Annotated in this window: 17 protein-coding genes; 7 read left to right on the top strand and 10 right to left on the bottom strand. The window is 68.6% G+C overall.

The window, feature by feature from the left end:
- Nucleotides 1-85: 85 nt before the first annotated feature.
- Nucleotides 86-1,081 (top strand): type IV toxin-antitoxin system AbiEi family antitoxin domain-containing protein, encoded by a 996-nt coding sequence (locus G4H71_RS13585; RefSeq protein WP_072739482.1) that lies wholly within the window; start codon nt 86-88, stop codon nt 1,079-1,081.
- Here the strand turns inward: G4H71_RS13585 and G4H71_RS13580 are convergent.
- The gene (locus tag G4H71_RS13580; RefSeq protein ID WP_072739483.1) at nt 1,021-2,961 is read right to left on the bottom strand and encodes a S9 family peptidase; all 1,941 of its coding nucleotides are present in this window, start codon (nt 2,959-2,961) and stop codon (nt 1,021-1,023) included. The genes G4H71_RS13585 and G4H71_RS13580 overlap by 61 nt on opposite strands.
- 18 nt (nt 2,962-2,979) lie before the next feature.
- Entirely contained in the window at nt 2,980-3,501 is a 522-nt protein-coding gene (locus G4H71_RS13575) for a pyridoxamine 5'-phosphate oxidase family protein (RefSeq protein WP_072739485.1), read from the bottom strand.
- Between the two features lie 94 nt (nt 3,502-3,595).
- On the opposite strand from G4H71_RS13575, the gene G4H71_RS13570 reads away from it, so the two are divergent.
- From G4H71_RS13570 to G4H71_RS13560, 3 genes are read left to right on the top strand one after another with little or no spacing between them, the layout of a single operon-like run.
- Nucleotides 3,596-4,858, top strand: coding sequence for a pyridoxal phosphate-dependent aminotransferase (locus G4H71_RS13570; protein WP_072739486.1), 1,263 nt, complete (start codon nt 3,596-3,598; stop codon nt 4,856-4,858).
- A 51-nt stretch (nt 4,859-4,909) separates the two neighbouring features.
- Nucleotides 4,910-5,611, top strand: a complete 702-nt coding sequence (locus G4H71_RS13565; RefSeq protein ID WP_072739488.1) for a helix-turn-helix domain-containing protein — start codon at nt 4,910-4,912, stop codon at nt 5,609-5,611.
- Nucleotides 5,608-6,030: a hypothetical protein gene (locus G4H71_RS13560; protein WP_072739489.1), complete on the top strand. Its 423-nt coding sequence runs from the start codon at nt 5,608-5,610 to the stop codon at nt 6,028-6,030. Before G4H71_RS13565 ends, G4H71_RS13560 begins: the two co-directional genes overlap by 4 nt.
- Here G4H71_RS13560 and G4H71_RS13555 read toward each other — a convergent pair.
- Nucleotides 6,018-7,211, bottom strand: a complete 1,194-nt coding sequence (locus G4H71_RS13555) for an MAB_1171c family putative transporter (RefSeq protein WP_072739491.1) — start codon at nt 7,209-7,211, stop codon at nt 6,018-6,020. The two genes, G4H71_RS13560 and G4H71_RS13555, sit on opposite strands and share 13 nt — an antisense overlap.
- A 2-nt stretch (nt 7,212-7,213) precedes the next feature.
- Nucleotides 7,214-7,768 carry a hypothetical protein gene (locus tag G4H71_RS13550; protein ID WP_246442151.1) on the bottom strand — a complete coding sequence of 185 codons (555 nt, stop codon included), beginning with the start codon at nt 7,766-7,768 and terminating at the stop codon, nt 7,214-7,216.
- A gap of 507 nt (nt 7,769-8,275) precedes the next feature.
- On the opposite strand from G4H71_RS13550, the gene G4H71_RS13545 reads away from it, so the two are divergent.
- Nucleotides 8,276-9,583, top strand: coding sequence for a YibE/F family protein (locus G4H71_RS13545; RefSeq protein WP_072739493.1), 1,308 nt, complete (start codon nt 8,276-8,278; stop codon nt 9,581-9,583).
- A gap of 8 nt (nt 9,584-9,591) precedes the next feature.
- Here G4H71_RS13545 and G4H71_RS22805 read toward each other — a convergent pair whose 3' ends face one another.
- Complete coding sequence (locus G4H71_RS22805) at nt 9,592-11,259, bottom strand: DUF7159 family protein (protein ID WP_281392594.1); 1,668 nt, start codon at nt 11,257-11,259, stop codon at nt 9,592-9,594.
- A gap of 112 nt (nt 11,260-11,371) precedes the next feature.
- Nucleotides 11,372-12,688, bottom strand: coding sequence for a UDP-glucose dehydrogenase family protein (locus G4H71_RS13535; protein WP_072739502.1), 1,317 nt, complete (start codon nt 12,686-12,688; stop codon nt 11,372-11,374).
- Nucleotides 12,689-12,839: 151 nt separating this feature from the next.
- Here G4H71_RS13535 and G4H71_RS13530 point away from each other — a divergent pair, with 151 nt between their 5' ends.
- On the top strand, nt 12,840-13,358 hold the full coding sequence (locus G4H71_RS13530) for an arsenate reductase/protein-tyrosine-phosphatase family protein (RefSeq protein WP_072739504.1): 519 nt from the start codon (nt 12,840-12,842) through the stop codon (nt 13,356-13,358).
- 58 nt (nt 13,359-13,416) lie between these two features.
- Here the strand turns inward: G4H71_RS13530 and G4H71_RS13525 are convergent, their stop codons facing one another.
- The 4 genes from G4H71_RS13525 to G4H71_RS13510 all read right to left on the bottom strand — a co-directional run bounded on the left by G4H71_RS13525 (nt 13,417) and on the right by G4H71_RS13510 (nt 17,269).
- Nucleotides 13,417-14,781 (bottom strand): DUF2252 domain-containing protein, encoded by a 1,365-nt coding sequence (locus tag G4H71_RS13525; protein WP_072739506.1) that lies wholly within the window; start codon nt 14,779-14,781, stop codon nt 13,417-13,419.
- Nucleotides 14,782-14,912: 131 nt separating this feature from the next.
- Nucleotides 14,913-16,166, bottom strand: a complete 1,254-nt coding sequence (locus tag G4H71_RS22800; protein WP_185280449.1) for a hypothetical protein — start codon at nt 16,164-16,166, stop codon at nt 14,913-14,915.
- 177 nt (nt 16,167-16,343) lie between these two features.
- On the bottom strand, nt 16,344-16,931 hold the full coding sequence (locus G4H71_RS13515) for a DUF3558 domain-containing protein (protein WP_083575212.1): 588 nt from the start codon (nt 16,929-16,931) through the stop codon (nt 16,344-16,346).
- Complete coding sequence (locus G4H71_RS13510; protein ID WP_246442154.1) at nt 16,928-17,269, bottom strand: hypothetical protein; 342 nt, start codon at nt 17,267-17,269, stop codon at nt 16,928-16,930. The genes G4H71_RS13515 and G4H71_RS13510 overlap by 4 nt, the downstream gene beginning before the upstream one ends.
- A 354-nt stretch (nt 17,270-17,623) precedes the next feature.
- Between G4H71_RS13510 and G4H71_RS13505 the strand changes: the two genes are divergently transcribed.
- Complete coding sequence (locus tag G4H71_RS13505) at nt 17,624-18,805, top strand: ISAs1 family transposase (RefSeq protein ID WP_072740404.1); 1,182 nt, start codon at nt 17,624-17,626, stop codon at nt 18,803-18,805.
- The last annotated feature ends 204 nt before the right edge of the window (nt 18,806-19,009 follow it).

Genomic DNA, 19,009 nt, shown 5'->3' with positions numbered 1-19,009 from the left:
TCCACAGGTCTCAACTCGTCCACAACGGAGCGACGACGTGGGCTGAGCAGACCCACCTGACACCGGATCTCGACACAATGCCGGTATGGGGGAACCGAGCATCATCACGCGGGAATCGGCGCGAAGCCGTGGACTCAGCGACCGCGAGATCCGCCGACTGGTCGACTCGGGGACATGGGTCCGGGTGATCCGCGGCGTCTATGTGCCTCGCTCTGCATACACCGCCCTCGACGTGGTGGAACGTCATCGTCTGCTCTGCGAGGCAACCGTGTCCGTCGGCGGCGATCTGGTTCTCAGCCACGTGTCCGCCGCCATACTCCACGGCTTCACCGTGTGGAACGTCCCACTCGAGCGGGCTCACGTCATCCGCGACAAGCCCACCGGCAACAGCATCTCGAACAGCCGAATCGTGCATGCCGGCAGGCTCGCACCGGGCGATGTCACCGATCTTCGGGGAACCGCGGTCACCACCCCGGCTCGAACGGTCGCGGACCTCGCTGCCACATTGCCGTTCGAACAGGCGCTGGTGATCGGGGACCACGCTCTGCGGACCGCACACCTCGTCCCCGAAGACATCGCCCATGCGCTGCACCCCTCACACCCAGGAAGTCGGAAAGCCTGCCGCGTCGCACGATTCCTCGAACCGGGCAGCGAATCCGTCGGTGAATCGCGGAGCCGTGCAGCGTTCATCCGCGAGCAGCTCCCTCTTCCGGTCACTCAGGCCGACGTCTTCGACGCGGCAGGCAACCATCTCGGTCGCGTCGACTTTCTGTGGAAAGAAGACGGTGTGATCGGGGAGTTCGACGGGCGGATCAAATACGGTCGGCTGGTACCCGAAGGATCCACTCCGGAGGACGTGTTGTGGGCCGAGAAGCGCAGGGAGGACGCGCTCCGCGCGGCGGGGTGGCAGATCGTCCGCTGGACCTGGGACGATCTGTCGAACACCGACGAGCTGACGGCACGGATCCGGGCCGCCCTCCTGCGCGGCCGACAGGCGGCCGCACCGGCAGGACGAGTGCGCTACTCCGGACGCCAGAGTTCGAGTTCGGGGATCCCGGGCGGCGTGAAGCCGAGAACCTGACCGTAGAAGGACAGTTCGGCATTGCGCGCACTGATCTGGGTCTCGGCTCTCCGGAAGCCGTGGGATTCACCCTCGTATGCGATGTAGGCGTGCGGGATACCCTTGCGCACCAGGGCATCCCGAAAACGCTCGGCCTGGGCCGGCGGAACGATCGGATCGTCGAGGCCCTGGAGGAGCAGCACAGGGCAGTCCAGCGCATCGACGTTCTCGAGCGGGGCCCGGCTCGCGTACAGCGCAGCCGCCTCCGGGAGGGGGCCGATGAGCCCGTCGATGTACCGGGACTCGAAGTCATGGGTCTCCTCGACGAACCTGTCCAGTTCCGCGACTCCGTAGTACGAGGTGCCGCACGCGAACACATCGGAGGTCGTCAATGCCGCCAGCACCGTCCACCCGCCCGCCGAGCCGCCTTCGATGGCCAGCCGGCCGGCGTCGGCCAGGCCCAGTTCGGCCAGCCCGCGCACCGCGGTGACCACGTCCTCGACGTCCACCACACCCCACTGTCCGCGCAACCGGTTGCGGTACTCACGACCGTATCCGGTGGATCCGCCGTAATTGACGTCGACGACCCCGATCCCGCGACTGGTGAAGAACGCGAACACCGGGTTGAGCGACGGCGCGACGTGCGCAGTCGGTCCGCCGTGCACGAACGCGACGTAGGGAGGCGCCTCCCCGGGTGGACCATCGAACTCCGGATTGCGCGGTGGATAGGCGACGACGTGCACCTCGCGTTCGCTCCCGCGCACCGTCAGTTGCCTGGCCTCGGGCAGGTACGCGGCGTCGGGCAGCGCGGCCACGGACAGGCGCACCGTGTCGACGTCCCCGCTCGCCAGGTCGAGGGTGCGGATCCCGGACGCCACCCGCGCGCCACCGGTGCGGGCGAGCACGGTGTCCCCGCGCAGGTCGGACAGGACGACCGTGGTGAGATCCTCGAGGTCGGTGTCCATGAGCGCGCCGGTACTCGGATCGAGCACGGCGAGCGCGTCGGTCCCGACGGTGCGGACCGTGAGCAGTGTCCCGTCGGCCCGCGGCAGGTACCAGCGTGCGCCGAGCATCCACAACGGGCCACCGAAGTCGGCGTCCATGGGGCACAGCGGAATCGGATCTCCGCCGTCCGCGGCGACGCGGTAGAGATTCCACCATCCGCTGCGATCGCTGATGACGTACAGCTCGCCGGAACCGATCCACTCCGGCTGCAGTACCGATTCCTCCGTTCCGCCGAGGAGAACCGTCGGCTGCCCCACTGCCTGCCCGTCCTGCAGGTATGCCACTCGTAGTTCCGTTCCGTCCCAGGGCATCTGCGGATGATTCCAGGCGATCCACGCGATGCGGGAACGGTCCGGGGACACCCGCGGGTACGCCAGGAAGTCCGATCCGCCGACCACGTGCCGCACCCGCGAGGGATCGTCCGCGGCCGAACCGTCCAGGGGCACCACCGCGATGTCGCGAGTGATCGCTCCGTCCCCGGCGTGCGACTCACGGACGGCCCAGATCTCGCCGTCGACGACGGACAGGTCGCCGTACCGGACGGCGCACGAGTGGGACGGCTCCGGCGTCAGCGGACGCGGTGTCGACCCGTCGAGCAGGTACAGGCGCTGGTCGGTGAACTCGGCGAACACCAGTTGGTCGGCATCCGTGACCGTCCAGGCGCCGCCGCCGTACTCGTGGACCCGGGTGCGCGCGTTCCACGGCGGCGGCAACACGTCCACCGGGCCGTCCGCACCGTGCCTACGGATCGCGATTCGTCCGGCCTCGGCGGGACGCAGTTCGGCCCACCACACCTCGTCACCGACGAATCGCCCTCCGTCGACGGGATGTCCGGCGGCCGCGAGGTCCGCGGCGGTGATCGGTGACGACCAGGATCCGAAGGGCGCAACAGTCATGTGTCCACCCTAAGTGGGTCACCGCGCGAAACCGCCCCATTCGAATCGGGTCTGACCCGAAACGCCCTTCGCGAACGCGAACACCGCAGCGGCGTCGATCCGGTAGACGAGGGGGCTCGAATGCTCGTGGTGGAATGCGCCGTCCCGCACGTCGAACTGCCACTCCGGCCCGTACTTGCGCAGGTACTCCGCCGCGACGTCGCGCAGCGCACCGTCCTCGGCGAGCAGGCCCGCCGTGCCCTCCACGACGACGTCCGTCCCCGCGTCGAGGGCGGCGGTGCCGGTCGTGACCGTCACGGCGGGATTGGACGCCAGGTTGCGTGCCTTCTGCTCCTCCGCGCCCGTGCAGATGTGCAGCGCATCGGCGACCCACACCCCGATCAGCGGTGTCGTATGTGGCCGGCCGTCGGGCCGCACGGTGGACAACCAGTACAGCGGCGCGGCGCTCAGCTGTTCGCGGACCTGCGGCCACGGCGTCGGCTGCGCGTCGGGGTCACTGAATCGTCGGTCGAGTCGGACGGACGGGTCGGGAAGAGTCATCACGGCTCCCTTCGGTTCGGGTTCTGTCGGTGATGACCGTGTTGCCACCCGAAACTCATCGGTGCCGGAATACCGTTTGCACGCGGGTGGGACAATGGACGTCGTGAGCACATCCGAACCCGTCCGCCACCGTCAGCAGGCGCGCCGTCTGGAGCAGTCCACCAAGCTGCAGAACGTCGTGTACGAGATCCGTGGACCGGTGCACGCGCACGCGGCCCGGCTCGAGGCCGAGGGCCACCGGATCATGAAGCTGAACATCGGTAACCCGGCTCCGTTCGGGTTCGACGCTCCCGACGTGATCATGCGGGACATGATCGCCGCTCTCCCGTATGCGCAGGGCTACTCCGAGTCCAAGGGCATCCTGTCCGCGCGCCGCGCGATCGTCACCCGTTACGAGTTGGTTCCCGGATTCCCGGACCTGGACGTCGACGACATCTACCTCGGCAACGGGGTGTCCGAGCTCATCACCATCACGATGCAGGCGCTGCTGAACAACGGCGACGAGGTACTCATCCCCGCGCCGGACTACCCGCTGTGGACGGCGATGACGTCGCTGGCCGGCGGCACTCCGGTGCACTACCTGTGCGACGAGGGCAACGACTGGAACCCGGACATCGCCGACATCGAGTCCAAGATCACGGACAAGACGAAGGCGTTGCTGGTCATCAACCCGAACAACCCCACCGGGGCGGTCTACTCCCAGGAGGTGCTGCAGCAGCTCGTGGACCTGGCGCGCAAGCACGAGTTGCTGCTGCTCGCCGACGAGATCTACGACAAGATCCTCTACGACGACGCCAAGCACATCTCACTGGCCTCGCTCGCACCGGACCTGCTGTGCCTGACGTTCAACGGCCTGTCCAAGGCGTATCGGGTGGCCGGGTACCGGGCCGGGTGGCTCGCCATCACCGGCCCGAAGGACCATGCGAGCGGCTTCATCGAGGGAATCGACTTGCTCGCGTCCTCACGGCTGTGCCCCAACGTGCCCGCCCAGCACGCGATCCAGGTCGCGCTCGGCGGCTACCAGACCATCGACGACCTGGTGTTGCCGGGCGGCCGTCTGCTCGAGCAGCGTGACGTCGCATGGGAGCGACTCAACATGATCCCCGGGGTCTCGTGCGTGAAGCCCAGGGGCGCGCTGTACGCGTTCCCGCGCCTCGACCCCGAGGTGTACGAGATCCACGACGACGAGAAGCTGGTGCAGGATCTGCTTCTCCAGGAGAAGATCCTGGTCGTGCAGGGCACCGGGTTCAACTGGCCGGACCACGACCATCTGCGGATCGTCACCCTGCCGTGGGCCCGGGATCTCGCAGTGGCGATCGAGCGGTTCGGGAACTTCCTCACCACCTACAAGCAGTAGGATGTGTGCGAGGCGACACGCGCGTCGCTTTCGTATGTCTTTGGGGGATTCATGGTCACCAGCACCCGTGCGCGTTTCGGGCAGTACGTCTATCACCGACGCCGCCTGCTGAATCTGACGCAGGACGAGGTGACGGCCGCCGGCGGGCCGTCGGATGCGGCCCAGACCCGCGCCGAGAACGGGACCGGTCCCGATCCGAGCATCGAGACGCTCCGGAAGCTGGACCTGGCGCTGCGGTGGGCCCCGGGCAGCGCCGCCCGCACGCTCGAAGGCGGGGAGCCGGTACCGCTCGAGTCGTCGGAGTCACGTCGTATCCCCGCCGAACGGCCGCCACTGCGCCTGGGTCCCTCACAGATCCCGCTCGACCTGGAGACCCTCGTCGAACTGCTCGCGCCGCACGGTGCGGTCAACAGGATCGCCGAGGAACATCCGGGTGTGCCCGGTTTGTCCGATGCGGCAGCGGAACTGGACCGAGTGGTGTCGAAGATCACAGGTGCGTACGTGACCCGGCTCCTCGAGGTGAACGGCGGGCCTTCCGGTCCGCGGCAGCCGCTCCTGGAGTTCGCGTTCGGTCACCTGCTCGAGGCGCCGCCGTCGACGGCCGATCCCGTGGAGCGCGAGGAGGCGCTGTACCGGCGCTACCTGTACGGGCGGGGACACGACCTCGACGCGGCCACCCGGGAGCGGTACCGGCGCCGCTGGGAGTCGGCAACGGACCACGTGGGCGCTGCATCGAACGGGCCGGCGGCATGAGCGCGCGCCCGCTGCCCCTGGCAGACCGGATCAACCGCCTCTTCGCCGTCGCCCACGAACGCGGGGGCGCCGAGCCGGACGTGGACGCGGTGGCGCACGGGGTGTCCGAGCGTCTCGGCCGACAGGTCTCCGGAGAGATGCTGCGGACGCTCCGGGACGGCACCGACACCGCGGACCGCGCCCTGCTCGCCGCGCTCGCCGACCACTTCTCGTGCCCGGCCGAGTACCTCCTCGACGAGAATCCGCGGCATTTCGATCTGCTGTTGCGGTTCGAGATCGCGGTTCGCGACGCCGACGTCCGGCACCTGTCGATGCGGACTGCCGGTTCACCCGGCGTCGCGACGGACGAGGAACTCGAACGGATGATCGGCCTCCTCGAGACGTTGCCGCACGCCGGAAGCGTCGATCACGAACACTGACCGGTGAGGTCGGCGGATCCGAGCCCACCGCTCCACGTCTCGGCGAACCTTCCCGCCTCGTCCCAGACGTCGCCGATCGCGGCCAGTTCGTGGGCTTCGTCGCGCAGGTCCGCGGACGCTGAGCCCACGTTCCATCCGTGCGTCGGGGCCTCGCTGCGACGCGCCCGCACCGCCAGGTGCAGTCCGACCGCGACGTGCCAGGGCGACGAGCGCTCGTCGCACCGTCGACGCCACGCGGACGGCACGAACGGGGCCACCAGCAGAGCCGCGTCCCTGGTCTCGACGCAGGTGCGGTGTAACCGGCCTCGTTCGCAGAGCTCCCGCGCGTCCCGGCTGCGCACGTCGAGAACGACCTCGGGAACGGCGGCGGTGAGGGTGCGCCACATCGGCTGGATCCGTCGTCGGGTGCGCCGGTAGCTGCGGGTCCGGTCCACCCGCCGGACGAGCGGTACCGACGCGATCACCGTGGCGGCGAGAACCACGCCGAGCCGAATCCACCCGTCGGTGTCGTACGCGACGGCCGGCTCCCCGCTTCCCGCGAGGGTCTGCGACACGCTCGTGGTGAGCACCATCGACATGTCCACCACCTCGAAGGCGGCGATCGCCGCGACCATCAGGTAGGTCCGCCGCTGCGGGCCCCGGAGATCCGGCGGCCGCCCGGTGCCGGCTCGCACCCTCGGGGCCTGCGCCGGCTCCCGGAAATGGGTGACCGCGGAGCGGAAGACGAGCAGCGCCGTGACGAGGAGCGGCACCGCGTAGACGGCGGTGGCCGCCGTGGCGAACCCGCTGCCGCCGACACCGCGCACACCCTCGGCGGCCGCACGAGCCGACAGCAGTACGTGCACCACCCCGAGGAGGAGCGCGACGCCGAGCGCGATTCCGTGGATCCGCGGGAACCGCCCGGCTCCGTGCACCCAGGCGGACAGCAACGCGACGAGAGAGGCGACGGTCAGCAGCACGAACACGTTGGAGACCCAGCGGGTGGCGCCCGCTCCGAGGGTGCCGTCCACCACTTCCGTGACCGGTGGTGTCCGGGCCGTGACGGCGAGGCCCGCGAACAGCAGCGCCGACGTCATCCGCCGCTCCGCGGCGCCGTCCCGTTCGACGAGTACCCGCGCCGCCACGACGCACCACACGGCGACGAACACCACTGTCTCGAAAAGCGATCCGGAGGACGTCATGATCAGAACGTGTCGAGGAACCGGGAACGGGCGTCCTCCGGATCGGCGCTGCGCCTGGACGCCATCACGAACGTGGCGAACAACTCGGCCTCGTACTCCTGGTCGGCCGAGTAGCTCGACCGGCCGAAGACCCGACGCACACCCGACTCGTCGAATCCCGGGACGGCCCGCCGCAGCGAGTCCCGGTCGACGGTGTCGTCGTCCCGCGCGGTGCGGTCGTGCCCGAGGGTCATGTGAGCGATCTCATGGCAGATGATGTGGGTGGCGTGCTGGTCCGACGTTTCGGACGCGTACAGCACCACGTCGTCGTCGGTGCGAGCCACCCACAACCCGAAGTGCCCGGCGCGGACCAGCCGACCCGGTACGGGCACGACGTGCAGCCGCCGCCCTCGACGCTCGGACACCCTGCGCACCAGTTGGTCTCGGTCCCACGATTGCGGTACGTCCAGGTCGGCGAGGATCCGCCGGAGCTCACGCCCCGACCGCCGCGCCGGCGGGGCCGGGTGCGCTCCGCGTACGCGGGATCGCCACCACATCGCCGACGACACCGACCACACGTGACCACCTCCCTACCCGCGGCCGATTCTAGGCGGGAGGTCGCTCCGGACACGCCCGGACGGCAATTCCGCGCGCCAGTTGACGAATCCCCCCCACTTGTCGGTAGATTGGCTTCCGGCACTTTCGAGTGCCTCGAGCACCTGCGACCCCTCCCCCCCTGTGGGCGCAGGTAGGTGGCGGGGTCAACCCCCCCTGTACCCCGCCACCCAGCTCGGCAAATCTCCCCGAACCTCGGCCCCGACTCCGGGGAACTCCACCCGCTGGGAACCCCGCCAGGTCCACGCCGTCACCGGGAACCCACCCCTCACACAGGGTTCCGCGAAGTGAGCACCCCGTGACCGTGTCGGTGCATCGCCCGTGGACGACCTCGACGGGTGCGCCGATATTCAATCACACGAGCGACATGGAAGCCACACGCAAGGGCCACGGCAGCCTGACGACGGCCGGGCAGGCGCAGGCCGTCGGGTCCACGTCGACGGGGGCCCATCAGTCGCTACGCTGGCCGAATGTCGACGCAGCACAGTGGGGGGCACGGCCACGGTCACGGCCACGACGGACCGGTGCCGGTGGGCCCGACGGCGGCGAAGGTCGTCATCGGGCTCCTGGTCGTGATCGGAATACTCGTCCTCGGTGGCGCGGTGGCCCTGTGGCCCAGCGAGCATGCCACCGAGATACCCGAACAATCCGAGGCCGCCGGTCTGCGCGGACCCAAGATCACCGAGTCGGGAACCGTGGTGCGCCAGGACATCGGGCCGTGCGGGTCCCCCTCGACCGGACGCGCGTTCAGTGGGGAGCCCACCCCGCCGACCTCGTACGCGTACGAATGTCAACGCAGTCTGGTGCGGATCGAATCCGGTCCCGACGCCGGATCGCAGACTCTCCTCGAGATCATTCCCGCCCCGGGGCAGCCGGACCTGCGTGTAGGCGAGCACATCAGGATGATGCGGCAGGAATCGGTCACCGGCGAGACACAGTACGGGTTCGAGGACTACGCACGTGGTCTCCCGCTGCTCCTCGTGGCGGCCGCGTTCGCGATCGTCGTCGTGCTGGTGGCCCGGGGACGGGGTCTGCGTGCACTGATCGGCATCGTGGTGGCGTTCGGGGTACTCGTATTCTTCACGCTCCCCGCGCTTCTCGACGGGAAGGCGGCGGTACCCGTCGCACTCGTCACCGGTGCCGCGATCCTCTACGTGGTGCTGTATCTCGCCCACGGATTCTCACTACGCACGAGTTCCGCGCTCCTCGGCACGCTCGCCTCGATGGCGCTGGCCGCCGTGCTCTCCTGGGCGACGATCGAGGTGACCCGGCTGACGGGGCTCTCCGAGGAGCAGAACACCAACATCCAGACCTATATCCAGCACGTGAGCATCACCGGCCTGCTGCTCGCGGGATTCATCATCGGATCGCTCGGTGTCCTCAACGACGTCACCATCACGCAGGCGTCGTCGGCGTTCGAGCTCGCCGCTCTCGACCCGGACTCGTCCCGGCGCGAGATCTTCGGCTCGGCGATGCGCGTGGGTCGCGACCACATCGCCAGCACCGTGTACACACTGGTACTCGCCTACGCCGGTGGAGCACTTCCGTTGCTGCTGCTGTTCAGTACGGCGGGGCGTTCGATCCAGGACGTACTCACCAGCGATGCCGTCGCGATCGAGATCGCACGTTCGGCGGTCGGTGGTATCGCGCTGGCACTGTCGGTGCCGTTGACGACGGCCATCGCGGTGCTGCTCGCTCGCCCGGTCGGTGGCGGGGCCGTACCGGGAAGGGCAACTCCGGCACGTCGTTCGTCGTCCCGGGGCAGGCACTCCCGCTGACGGGAAAATTACGGCCGGGGCGGGGGAAACTGCGGCAGTTCGGGCAACTGGATCTGCGGCAGCTCGATTCCCGGTAGCCCCGGAATGGTCGGCCGGGGCGGGGGCGGTGGTGGCGCGGGCGGCTGGCTCGGGATCCGGATCTGCGTCTGCGGCGCGGGAGCAGGAGGCTCGGGCGTCGGTTCCGGCGGAGGGGGCGGCGGCAGTTCGGAGGCGACGGGCCGCTGTGTGGCCGGGGCGGTGGTGGTCGGCTCGAGTTGCGAGGTGTTCTCGCTGGATCCGAAGAGTCCTCCGCCCCAACCCAATCCGACACCGATCACGGCGACGGCCACCAGCGCACCACCCGCGAGCGCGGCGGCGCGAATCTGCGACCGTCCCACCTTCGGCGCGGGCGGCGGCGCCGCCGACGACAGCCAGGACGGCTCGGTTCCGGAGGCAGCGTCCGGCACCGGAGCCGACTGCAGGAAGGCCGGCTGACCGGCGAACGGGATCGGCGGCTGCGCCTGGACGTCCGGGGCAGCCGGCACCGGAGCCGTCGGTACCTCGCCCGCAATCTGCTGCTCCTGCCCCACCGGCACGTCGACCGACGGAGGGGACGCCACGGAGGTCTCCGGCTGGTTCAGGGTGGCGGGAACCGGCTGGGGCGCAGGGGAGTCCGCGGAATCGGCCGCGCTCGACAATGTCGTCGTCGGGATCGTTCCGGCCGGGGGAAGTACCACTGCGGGAGCGGGGGCCGCCGGCTGCTCCGGGGTGGGCGGAGGCACGGGTACCGGAGCCGAGACGGGCGCCGTGCCGGCGTCCGCCTCGGGCATCGGCACCTGCGCGATCCGGGCGGCCAGCAACGCGGCACCCTCGGACGTCACGGTCTCCGGGTGCTCGGGAATCACCACCGGCAGCGCGAGCCACGATTCCACGACCGACTGCACGATCGGGATGCGGGCACCACCGCCGAGCAAGACCACCGCGTCCGGTCGCCGTCCGGATCGTTCGACGACGTCCCGCACGAGCCGCGCCGACGATTCCACGGTGGGCCCGATCAGTGAGTCGAACACGTCACGCGAGAGCAACAGCAGGCCCGCGGGTCCGGGAACACACACGGCGCCCCCGCTGGAGAGCCGTTCCTTCGCCTCCCGGCACTGGACGTCGAGGGCCGCGGCGGCCTGCGCATCCGGCGGAGGGGTCAGTCGGCGACCGGAGATCTGGTTGTCCCGGATCAGGCGATCGAACACGTCACCGCCGACCTGGTCGGTGCGCTGCCAGGCCAGGACGGTTCCGCTGGCACGCTCGACGACGCTGACGGTCAGTCCGGAACTGCCCAGGTCGTAGAACACGAGGGTCGCGAAATCACGCAACGCCCCGACGTGTTCGAGGAAGGTGAGCGTCGCAGCCACTTCCGGGAGCAGTTGGTAGCCGCCGAGCCGCTGCCGGGCGAGTGCGGCACCCATCACCTCGGCATGAGGTTCGTCGCGGCAGGCGACCGCGGTGACCTGTGCGGCGTCGACGGACTCGAGAACGACGCCGATCGACTGAGCCGCGATGTCCTCGGGGCTGGCGCCGACGCTGCTCACGGTCTGTGAGTGGAAGCGGCTTCCGGGAGCGTCGGGTGGAGCCGGGCGCGACAGGCGCACCGCGCTGGCGCCCACGGACACCCCGAGAACCGAACCCACTTGCTGCCTCACTCGTCGTGCGGGGTCCTTCACACGGCCCCCCGATCAGTTGCCGCAGTCTATCGAAAGACCTCGCCGTGGCTACCCCGGAGTAGGTACTGCTGCCCTCACCTGCCCGGGGGACTCATCCCCGTCCCAAAGCACGGTGCTGCCATCCGTGACGAATCCACAACTCGCGATCCAGGCAGTTGCGGCCGTCGACGATCACGCGTCTGCGGACGACCTCGTCGAGTTCGGTGGGATGCAAGCGGGTGAACTCGTCCCATTCGGTGAGAACGAGCACCGCGTCCGCACCGGCCGCCGCCTCGACCGCCGAGGTCGCATAGCCCAGGGTGGGAAAGAGCCGTCGGGAGTTGTCCGCCGCCTGGGGGTCGTAGACGTTGACGACGGCGCCGTGCAACTGCATCATCCCGGCGACGTTCAGCGCCGGTGAATCGCGTACGTCGTCCGAGTTGGGCTTGAACGCGGCACCGAGGACGGCGATGTTGGCGCCCAGGAGTGACCCCTCGCACATCTCGGTGGCCAGCTCCACCATCTTGCTGCGACGACGCATGTTGATGCTGTCCACTTCGCGGAGGAAGTGCAGTGCCTGATTGGCACCGAGTTCGCCTGCCCGCGCCATGAATGCCCGAATGTCCTTGGGGAGGCAGCCGCCACCGAACCCGAGCCCGGCGCCGAGGAAGCTGCGGCCGATACGCGCGTCGTGCCCGAGCGCGTCGGCGAGGACGGTGACGTCGGCACCTGCGGCCTCACAGACCTCGGAGACGGCGTTGACGAACGAGATCTTGGTGGCGAGGAACGCGTTGGCGGCCACCTTGACGAGTTCGGCGGTGGCGAGGTCGCTGACGAGGTAGGGCACTCCGTCCGCGAGCAGCGCCGCGTACAGCTCGCGCAGCACGTCGGCACCGTGGCCGCCCGGCTCGATTCCGACGACCAGCCGGTCCGGGTGCAGCGTGTCCTGCACGGCATGCCCCTCACGGAGGAACTCCGGGTTCCAGGCGACCTCGACCGCATCGCCCGCCGGCGCGAGTTCACGCGCCCGGGCGCCCAGCGCCGCGGCGGTCCCGACCGGGACCGTCGACTTGCCGACGATCGTCGCGGCGCCGTCCAGGCGCGGTGCCAGCCCCTCGACCACCGCTTCGACGTGCGAGGTGTCGGCGGCGTACTCACCCTTGCGTTGCGGAGTGCCGACGGCGACGAAGTGCAGGTCGGCGAAAGCCGCGGCCTCGTCGTAGGACGTGGTGAACGCGAGCCGTCCGCTGTCGAGCCCGCGGCGCAGCACGTCCTCGAGCCCCGGCTCGTGGAAGGGCACCTGTCCGCCCGTGAGTTTGGCCACCTTGCCCGCGTCGATGTCGACGCCGAGGACGTCGTGTCCGAGTTCGGCCATGCACGCGGCATGGGTGGCTCCGAGGTATCCCGTTCCGAAAACCGTGCAGCGCATGCCCCGTTACTACCCAGCGCACATGAGCGATGCGGATACCCCGCGGGTACCGCAGGCGAACAACAGCGAACGGATCTCCTCACCAGGTATCCACCGCCACGCGACCGTCTCGGATACGACGGAGCGAGCGGCGGGTCCTATGCTTTCGCGCATGCATGTTCTCTTCGTCTGCACCGGAAACATCTGCCGCTCCGCCACGGCGGAACGGTTGGCCGTCGCGTATGCCGAGGAACTGGGCATCGACGACCTGACTGTGGAGAGTGCGGGCACCCACGCTGTTGCAGGGCAGGAGATGGAACCGACGGCGGCCAAGGTCCTCGAGGGGCTCGGCGGCGATCCGGACGGGTTCACCGCCCGGATGCTCACCCCGGAGATCGCCTCTGCGGCGGATCTGGTGCTGACGATGTCCGAGCAGCACCGGGAGGCGGTCCTGTCCGTCGCCCCGTCGCAGTTCCCGAAGACGTTCACGCTCAAGGAGGCGGTGCGCCTCACCGATGCAGTGGGCGCGACCACCGTCGCCCAGCTCGCGGAAGCCCGCCGGGACCACCGCAACACCGGTGACCCGGAAGATGTTTCGGACCCGATCGGCAAGGACGAGGAGACCTACCTGACGATCGGTTCGGAGATCGCGGAGCTGTTGGGGACGCTCACGCGCGCGGTGCGCGGGTAGATCGTCTCCACCGGGCGCGATCGGCGGACCGTCGTCACCTGACGCTGACGCCGGTTGCTCAGACACCACGCTCGACAGGAAGCCGCCCGGCCTCTGCGGCCCGTTCCAGTGCCGCGAAATCCGCCTCGACCACATCGGCATAGGCGGCAGACCAGTCCGCGAGGGCCAGCGGAACCCGGTCCCCGGAACCGGCGTAACCCGCCACCGTGGGCGCAGCGGGCGACTGGCTGTGAGCGCGGGCCAGTAGCTTCCCACACACCTGTCCGTACTCGACGAACTGCGCAGACGGCAGACGGGACAGCTCGACGGAGCCTTTCATGTCACGGAACTGCCGCCAGTAGTAGTCGACGCGGACGTCCCGGCCCCGATCCCCGGCGAAGCCCACGATGTGCCCGAGAAACGGATCCGACTGGGCCTGCAGGATGCGTTGGCCGGCCACCACACGTCGGCCCTCCGCGAAATCCGATGCGTCCGTGCTGCCCGGGATGGTCGCCGGCATGCCGCCGTACGTCGTGAGCACGGACGGTTGCGCCTCCTTTGCCTGGAGGAACACCGCGTCCCCGTCCGGACCCTCCAGTGCCAGCACGTAGCAGCGAGTTCCGACACTCCCCACACCCACGACGCGCAGCACCACGTCCGTGGGCCGGTACTGCGACAGTAGGAAGGCACTGTCTTCGCGCAGTGTCCCGCGGTACTGCGCGTACAGCGCCTCGATCTCGGCCGCGCTGGCGTGCTCCACGTGGCGCGTCACGGGTGCCTGGTCCACGATCCGCAGCTGTCCGTCGTCACCGCGAGTGGTGATCTTGGCGAGCACCTGCTCCGACGTGCGGGTGCGGGCCTTCGTCGTCACCTTTCGCGTGATTCGCCGCGACGCACCCGTCAATGCCGCTTCGAGGTCATCCGACGAGACCCGGACGAAATACCGTTCGAAAGGACTGAGCTGCACCAGCTCGACGAGTGTCGTCACATACGACTGCACCGCGGTCACTGTCGCGGCCCGGCACTCGTCCTCGGACAGACCGAGATCGCGTCCGCCGATGTACACGCTGGCGGCGAGCCGCTTGACGTCCCATTCCCACGAGGCTACTCCCGCCTCGTCGAAATCGTTCAGGTCGAACAGGAGCGTGCGCTCCGGTGAGGCGAAGAACCCGAAATTGCTGATGTGTGCGTCTCCGCACGACACGACCCGTGGTCCCGAAACCGGTTCCACGGCAAGGTCTGCGGCCATGACGGCAGCGGTGCCACGGTAGTACGCGAAAGGGGAGTCGAGCATCCTGCCGACACGGACTCCGATGAGGTCGGCCAGCCTGGTCCGATGCTGATCCTCGAGGATCGCGAGCGGGTCGCGATCCGGGAGACGCAGCGTCGCCAGCTCGCGCCGCGGCAGCGTCTTACGGAGATTCTTGCCGGCGTTCTCGGTCATCGTGCACTCCCGATCCGGGGTCGTGGCTGTCCGACCATCCTTCCACGGGAGGTGGGGTGCTGGCTGGGCACGATCACGCCGCAGAGACGTTTCCGGTGCCCTGACAGCGAGGATCCGGCGGGGCTTTCGGGTCAGGCGCCGATAACCGGGGGAGCCACCGGATCGAGGTCCCCGATCAACTCGTTCCCGTTCTCCATGTTGACCAGGTAGCTCGGAGTCTTGTGTTCCTTGTCGTCGTCGCGGGCACCGCCTCCCATGGCGCCCATGCCCATCGGCATACCCATGCCCATCCCCGGACGGCCCATCGACGGCTTCGCCGCCGCCGCACCCGCCGCGGCTGCCGCCCCGGCACCTGCGCCCGCTCCGGCACCGGGCGGGATGGCCCCGGGCACCATCGCGCCGCCCTGGTTCTCGCCCCGCTGGTCGTCCCGACGACGGGCCGCGCCGCCTCCGGCGCCACCACCGATTCCGCCGCCGCCACTCGAACCGCGTCCACCGGCACCGGCGCCGTAGACGCCGCTGGCCCCGGTGCCCGTGCCCGAACCGGCTCCCGCGCCTGCCCCGAGACCGTTCTGCGCGGATGCCGCCGACGTGGAAGCCGCCGAGCCCATACCGCTTCCAGCGCCACCTTGCTGGCCACCGGCACCCTGCCCGGCGAGAGCGTCGACCCCCGCAGCCTGTGTGTTCGCCGCGTCTTCCGCGCCGGGGACACCGCCTGATGCTCCCGTTGCGGATCCGCCCCCGCCGCCGGTGCCGGCGCCACTTCCCCCGCCCGATCCGCCGCCGTACCCGAAGCCACCACCGGCGCCGCCACCGTTCGGGCCGTCCGGCTTGGGCAGACCGGGCACGTTCGTTCCCGCCGACGTGTAACTGGGGGCGTAGAGACTGGTCAGCTTGTCGGCTGCGATGCGCTGTGCCTCACGCTGCTGCTCCACCAGATCCATCGCGGCGGGCGCCGACAGGATCGTGAGTGGAGTAGCCATCACGGGCGGCGGGACCGACATCTTGACCGTGCTCGCCGACATCTGTAACGCATTGAGCTTCTGCGAAATCACGTCGAGGGCGCCCTCGAACTGACCACCCGGCGCGGCGAGACGTCCCGCAGCGGCGGCGGCGCTGTCCGCTGCGGCGCCTCCCCAAAGTTCTGTGATGCGCCCACGCAGATCATCCAGCATGGATTCGATCTCGAGCGTCTCTCCGACTCGTCCGAAGCCTCCCGCGAGGCTGCCGATCCTCCCCGGATCGATCTCCTGCGTCCTGGAGTACATGTCAGCGTGGGACATGCCGTGGAAATTCTCCATCGTCCCGATATACGGCGGGTCCGGCTCGAGTCCGAGTTCCTCCGCCAACCGGTCCGCGGCGTCGGAGTTCGGCGCAATTCCCATACTCGCGAGAAGTTGCGTGAGGAGGGTGCTCGCTCCCCCGGTACTCGCCGTCGCGGGGGAAGGCGCACTCGGCGCTACCGACGGCGTCAACAACGGCAATGGGAACGGCGCCTCGGACGGTGGTGTCGCCGTCACGGAAGGATTTCCCAAAAGGAAGTCTTCGAGATCGGACATCGCCTACGCCCCCTCAGGCAGATAGTTCAGGAAAATCCGTGCTATATCGTCCATACCGTCACACCACTGCTCGCGGGTCATGTCACGTTCGAAGAGGTCTCGGGTGAGGCCAAGTATGCCGATACCGATCTCCACAGTAAGTGTGCAGTTGATCCCGGAAGTCCCCGACCGAAGATCGACCGCACGCCGGCCGTCGAGCTCATATTCGCGCAGATCGTTCCCGGCTTCCTTTGCCACATACTCGTCATACGTCGAGTTCGAGGACGCGATGCCCACGTATGCGTCCGCTGGTGGGGACATGAATGCACAGATCAGAAAGGTCCGATCAGGCCCCGGGTAGTCTTCGTACGCCTTCGTCGATGGATCCAGTCCTGCCTCGACCAGTGCCTCGTCCGGGATGTCCAGGCATGGATCGAAGATCACGTCCGGACGCGCCGACTGATCGGTGAACCGAGGCTCCCGCACCTCCGACGTCGGCGCCTGCCCCGTCGCCGATACCTCGCCGGTGTCGTCATCGCCACTGCACCCGGCAACCGACGCAGCCACCGCAACTACTATCGCGGCCGCACCGATCGTTCGCGTCACTGTCACGACGAAATCTCCCCGGCGATCAACGCAATCTTCTGCATCACGACACTCTCCTGATCCGCGTAGGCATCGCCACCCGCCTCGAACGCCTCCCGCATCGCGATGATCGCTTCTTCGAACTCGGTCAGCCTGGCCTGGACGGAGTCCTCGCCGTCGACAGCCTTGCGCTTATAGCCGGCCTCGAGTTGTTTGGCCGAGTCGAAGCCACCGAACCCGCCCGCCAAGTTGAGGATCCTGGCCTGTCCCTTCGCCGTACGCACGTTCGTCAGGATGGCGTCACACATCCCGACGAGTTCCTCGATCGCCCCCTCATCGAGGCGCAACGGCTTCTGCTCACTCACGGTTGATCCCCCCACAGCTCGTCTCGCTCGCGATGTATGCCGGACATGCTAGCCGAACACGACCAGGACACCCGATCGGACGTGCCCCTGATCTCCACAACACACCTGAACAGGAGATACACGCAGGCATCCTCCGAAGACACCCTGCTGACCAGCAGTCCGAATCGAACGCAGGTGTTACCTTGTGACCTCGACAGGGGGCCGTCGGCCAGGGCTCCGTAGTTGTTGAGTAGCGGAGCTGTGGCCTGGTGGTTTGGGTTCGTTGGAGCGTGTGGGGGCGGTGGAGCGGGCATGGGGACAGGGGCCGATCATGGGTGTGTCTTACGCATCCAGATCGTCCACAAGGAGTCACCCATGCCCGCCGGGACAGTGTCCCCGATCGACCCATGCCTTGACCAGCTGACCCGGTTTGTCGGTGGTGTCGTCGACGAGAAGCAGGTGCCGCGGTTGATGACTGCACTCGAAGTGGTGCCCGATCCGCGGGATCGTCGCGGTCGCCGGTACTCGCTGCCCTCGTTGATCGCGATTGCCCTGTGTGCGGTTGCCGCGGGCGCTCGGTCGTATTCGAGTATCGCGGATTGGGCCGTAGCTGCTCCGCGGGAGGTGTTGGTGCGCTTGGGTATCCGGTTCCGTGTGCCGAGCGAGGCCACGATCCGGCAGGTCCTCGGACGGGTCGAGGGGGATGGGTTGGATCTGGTGCTGGGCCGCTACCTGTCCGATGCCGGCGATAATGACAGCGGCGGCGAGCGGGTGGCAGTGGCTGTCGACGGTAAAACTGTCCGCGGTGCACGAGCCGGCGAGGAGTCGGCCCCGCACCTGGTTTCGGCGGTCACCCATACCGGTGGTGTGGTACTCGGGCAGTGCCGCACCGCGGACAAGTCCAACGAGATATCCGCTGTCCGAAGGTTGCTGCGAGGAATCGACCTGGTCGGTGCGGTCGTCACCGTCGATGCCATGCACACGCAGAAGGCCACTGCCCGGTGTCTGCGTGAGCGGTGTCGGGCCGAGTACGTGATGGTTGTCAAGGCGAACCAGCCTGGGCTGCTCGCCCGGATCCGGGAGCTGCCGTGGGAGCAGGTGCCGGTGGTGTGGTCCGACCCGCTCGAACGTGGTCACGGTCGTGAGGAGGCGCGGATCTACAAGATCGTCACCGTCACCCGTGGTCTTCGATTCCCGTACGCGCAGCAGGTGATCGAGATCACTCGCCGTCGCCGCCGGATCGGTGCCGACCGGTGGAGCATCGAGGTTGTGTACGCGATCTGCTCGTTGCCCTGTGAGCAGGCGCCACCGAAGCTGCTCGCGAGGTGGATCCGCGGGCATTGGTCGATCGAGAACAGGGTCCATTGGGTACGGGACGTGACGTTCGACGAAGACCGCTCCACGGTCCGTGCCGGTCACGGACCGCAGGTGATGGCGACGCTGCGGAATACAGCGATCAGCCTTCATCGACGGGCGGGGCAGTCGAATATCGCCCAGGCCTGCCGACGTGTCGCGGTAAACCCGCATCGTGCTGTCGACCTGGTCTTGAGATCCTGAACCCGCAGGTCGCGGCCCTGGGCCTCAACAACTACGGAGCCCTGGGCCGTCGGCACAGAGCAATAGGTCGAGGATCTGGACCATAAGGGGGACTCGTGGACGTTGATCCGGACGCGCTGCGGCGCTTCTCGAACTCGGTGTACGGAGCAGCGGAAACGCTCTCGAACACTGACGTGAGCACGTCATTCGCGATCTCGCAGGACG

This window comes from Rhodococcus triatomae (genome assembly GCF_014217785.1).
Taxonomy (GTDB): Bacteria; Actinomycetota; Actinomycetes; order Mycobacteriales; family Mycobacteriaceae; genus Rhodococcus_F; species Rhodococcus_F triatomae.
The sequence above is the reverse complement of the archived record's forward strand: the minus strand, read 5'-3'. Positions and strand labels throughout refer to the sequence as shown.

Excerpts from the sequence above, each read along its gene's own strand:
- G4H71_RS13555 (WP_072739491.1), bottom strand. The coding sequence starts at position 7,211 with ATGACGTCCTCCGGATCGCTTTTCGAGACAGTGGTGTTCGTCGCCGTG.
- G4H71_RS13525 (WP_072739506.1), bottom strand. The coding sequence starts at position 14,781 with ATGACCGAGAACGCCGGCAAGAATCTCCGTAAGACGCTGCCGCGGCGC.
- G4H71_RS13575 (WP_072739485.1), bottom strand. The coding sequence starts at position 3,501 with ATGACTCTTCCCGACCCGTCCGTCCGACTCGACCGACGATTCAGTGAC.
- G4H71_RS13505 (WP_072740404.1), top strand. The coding sequence starts at position 17,624 with ATGCCCGCCGGGACAGTGTCCCCGATCGACCCATGCCTTGACCAGCTG.
- G4H71_RS13560 (WP_072739489.1), top strand. The coding sequence starts at position 5,608 with ATGAGCGCGCGCCCGCTGCCCCTGGCAGACCGGATCAACCGCCTCTTC.
- G4H71_RS13580 (WP_072739483.1), bottom strand. The coding sequence starts at position 2,961 with ATGACTGTTGCGCCCTTCGGATCCTGGTCGTCACCGATCACCGCCGCG.
- G4H71_RS13585 (WP_072739482.1), top strand. The coding sequence starts at position 86 with ATGGGGGAACCGAGCATCATCACGCGGGAATCGGCGCGAAGCCGTGGA.
- G4H71_RS13570 (WP_072739486.1), top strand. The coding sequence starts at position 3,596 with ATGGACGTCGTGAGCACATCCGAACCCGTCCGCCACCGTCAGCAGGCG.
- G4H71_RS13545 (WP_072739493.1), top strand. The coding sequence starts at position 8,276 with ATGTCGACGCAGCACAGTGGGGGGCACGGCCACGGTCACGGCCACGAC.
- G4H71_RS13535 (WP_072739502.1), bottom strand. The coding sequence starts at position 12,688 with ATGCGCTGCACGGTTTTCGGAACGGGATACCTCGGAGCCACCCATGCC.
- G4H71_RS13565 (WP_072739488.1), top strand. The coding sequence starts at position 4,910 with ATGGTCACCAGCACCCGTGCGCGTTTCGGGCAGTACGTCTATCACCGA.
- G4H71_RS22800 (WP_185280449.1), bottom strand. The coding sequence starts at position 16,166 with ATGGGAATTGCGCCGAACTCCGACGCCGCGGACCGGTTGGCGGAGGAA.
- G4H71_RS13530 (WP_072739504.1), top strand. The coding sequence starts at position 12,840 with ATGCATGTTCTCTTCGTCTGCACCGGAAACATCTGCCGCTCCGCCACG.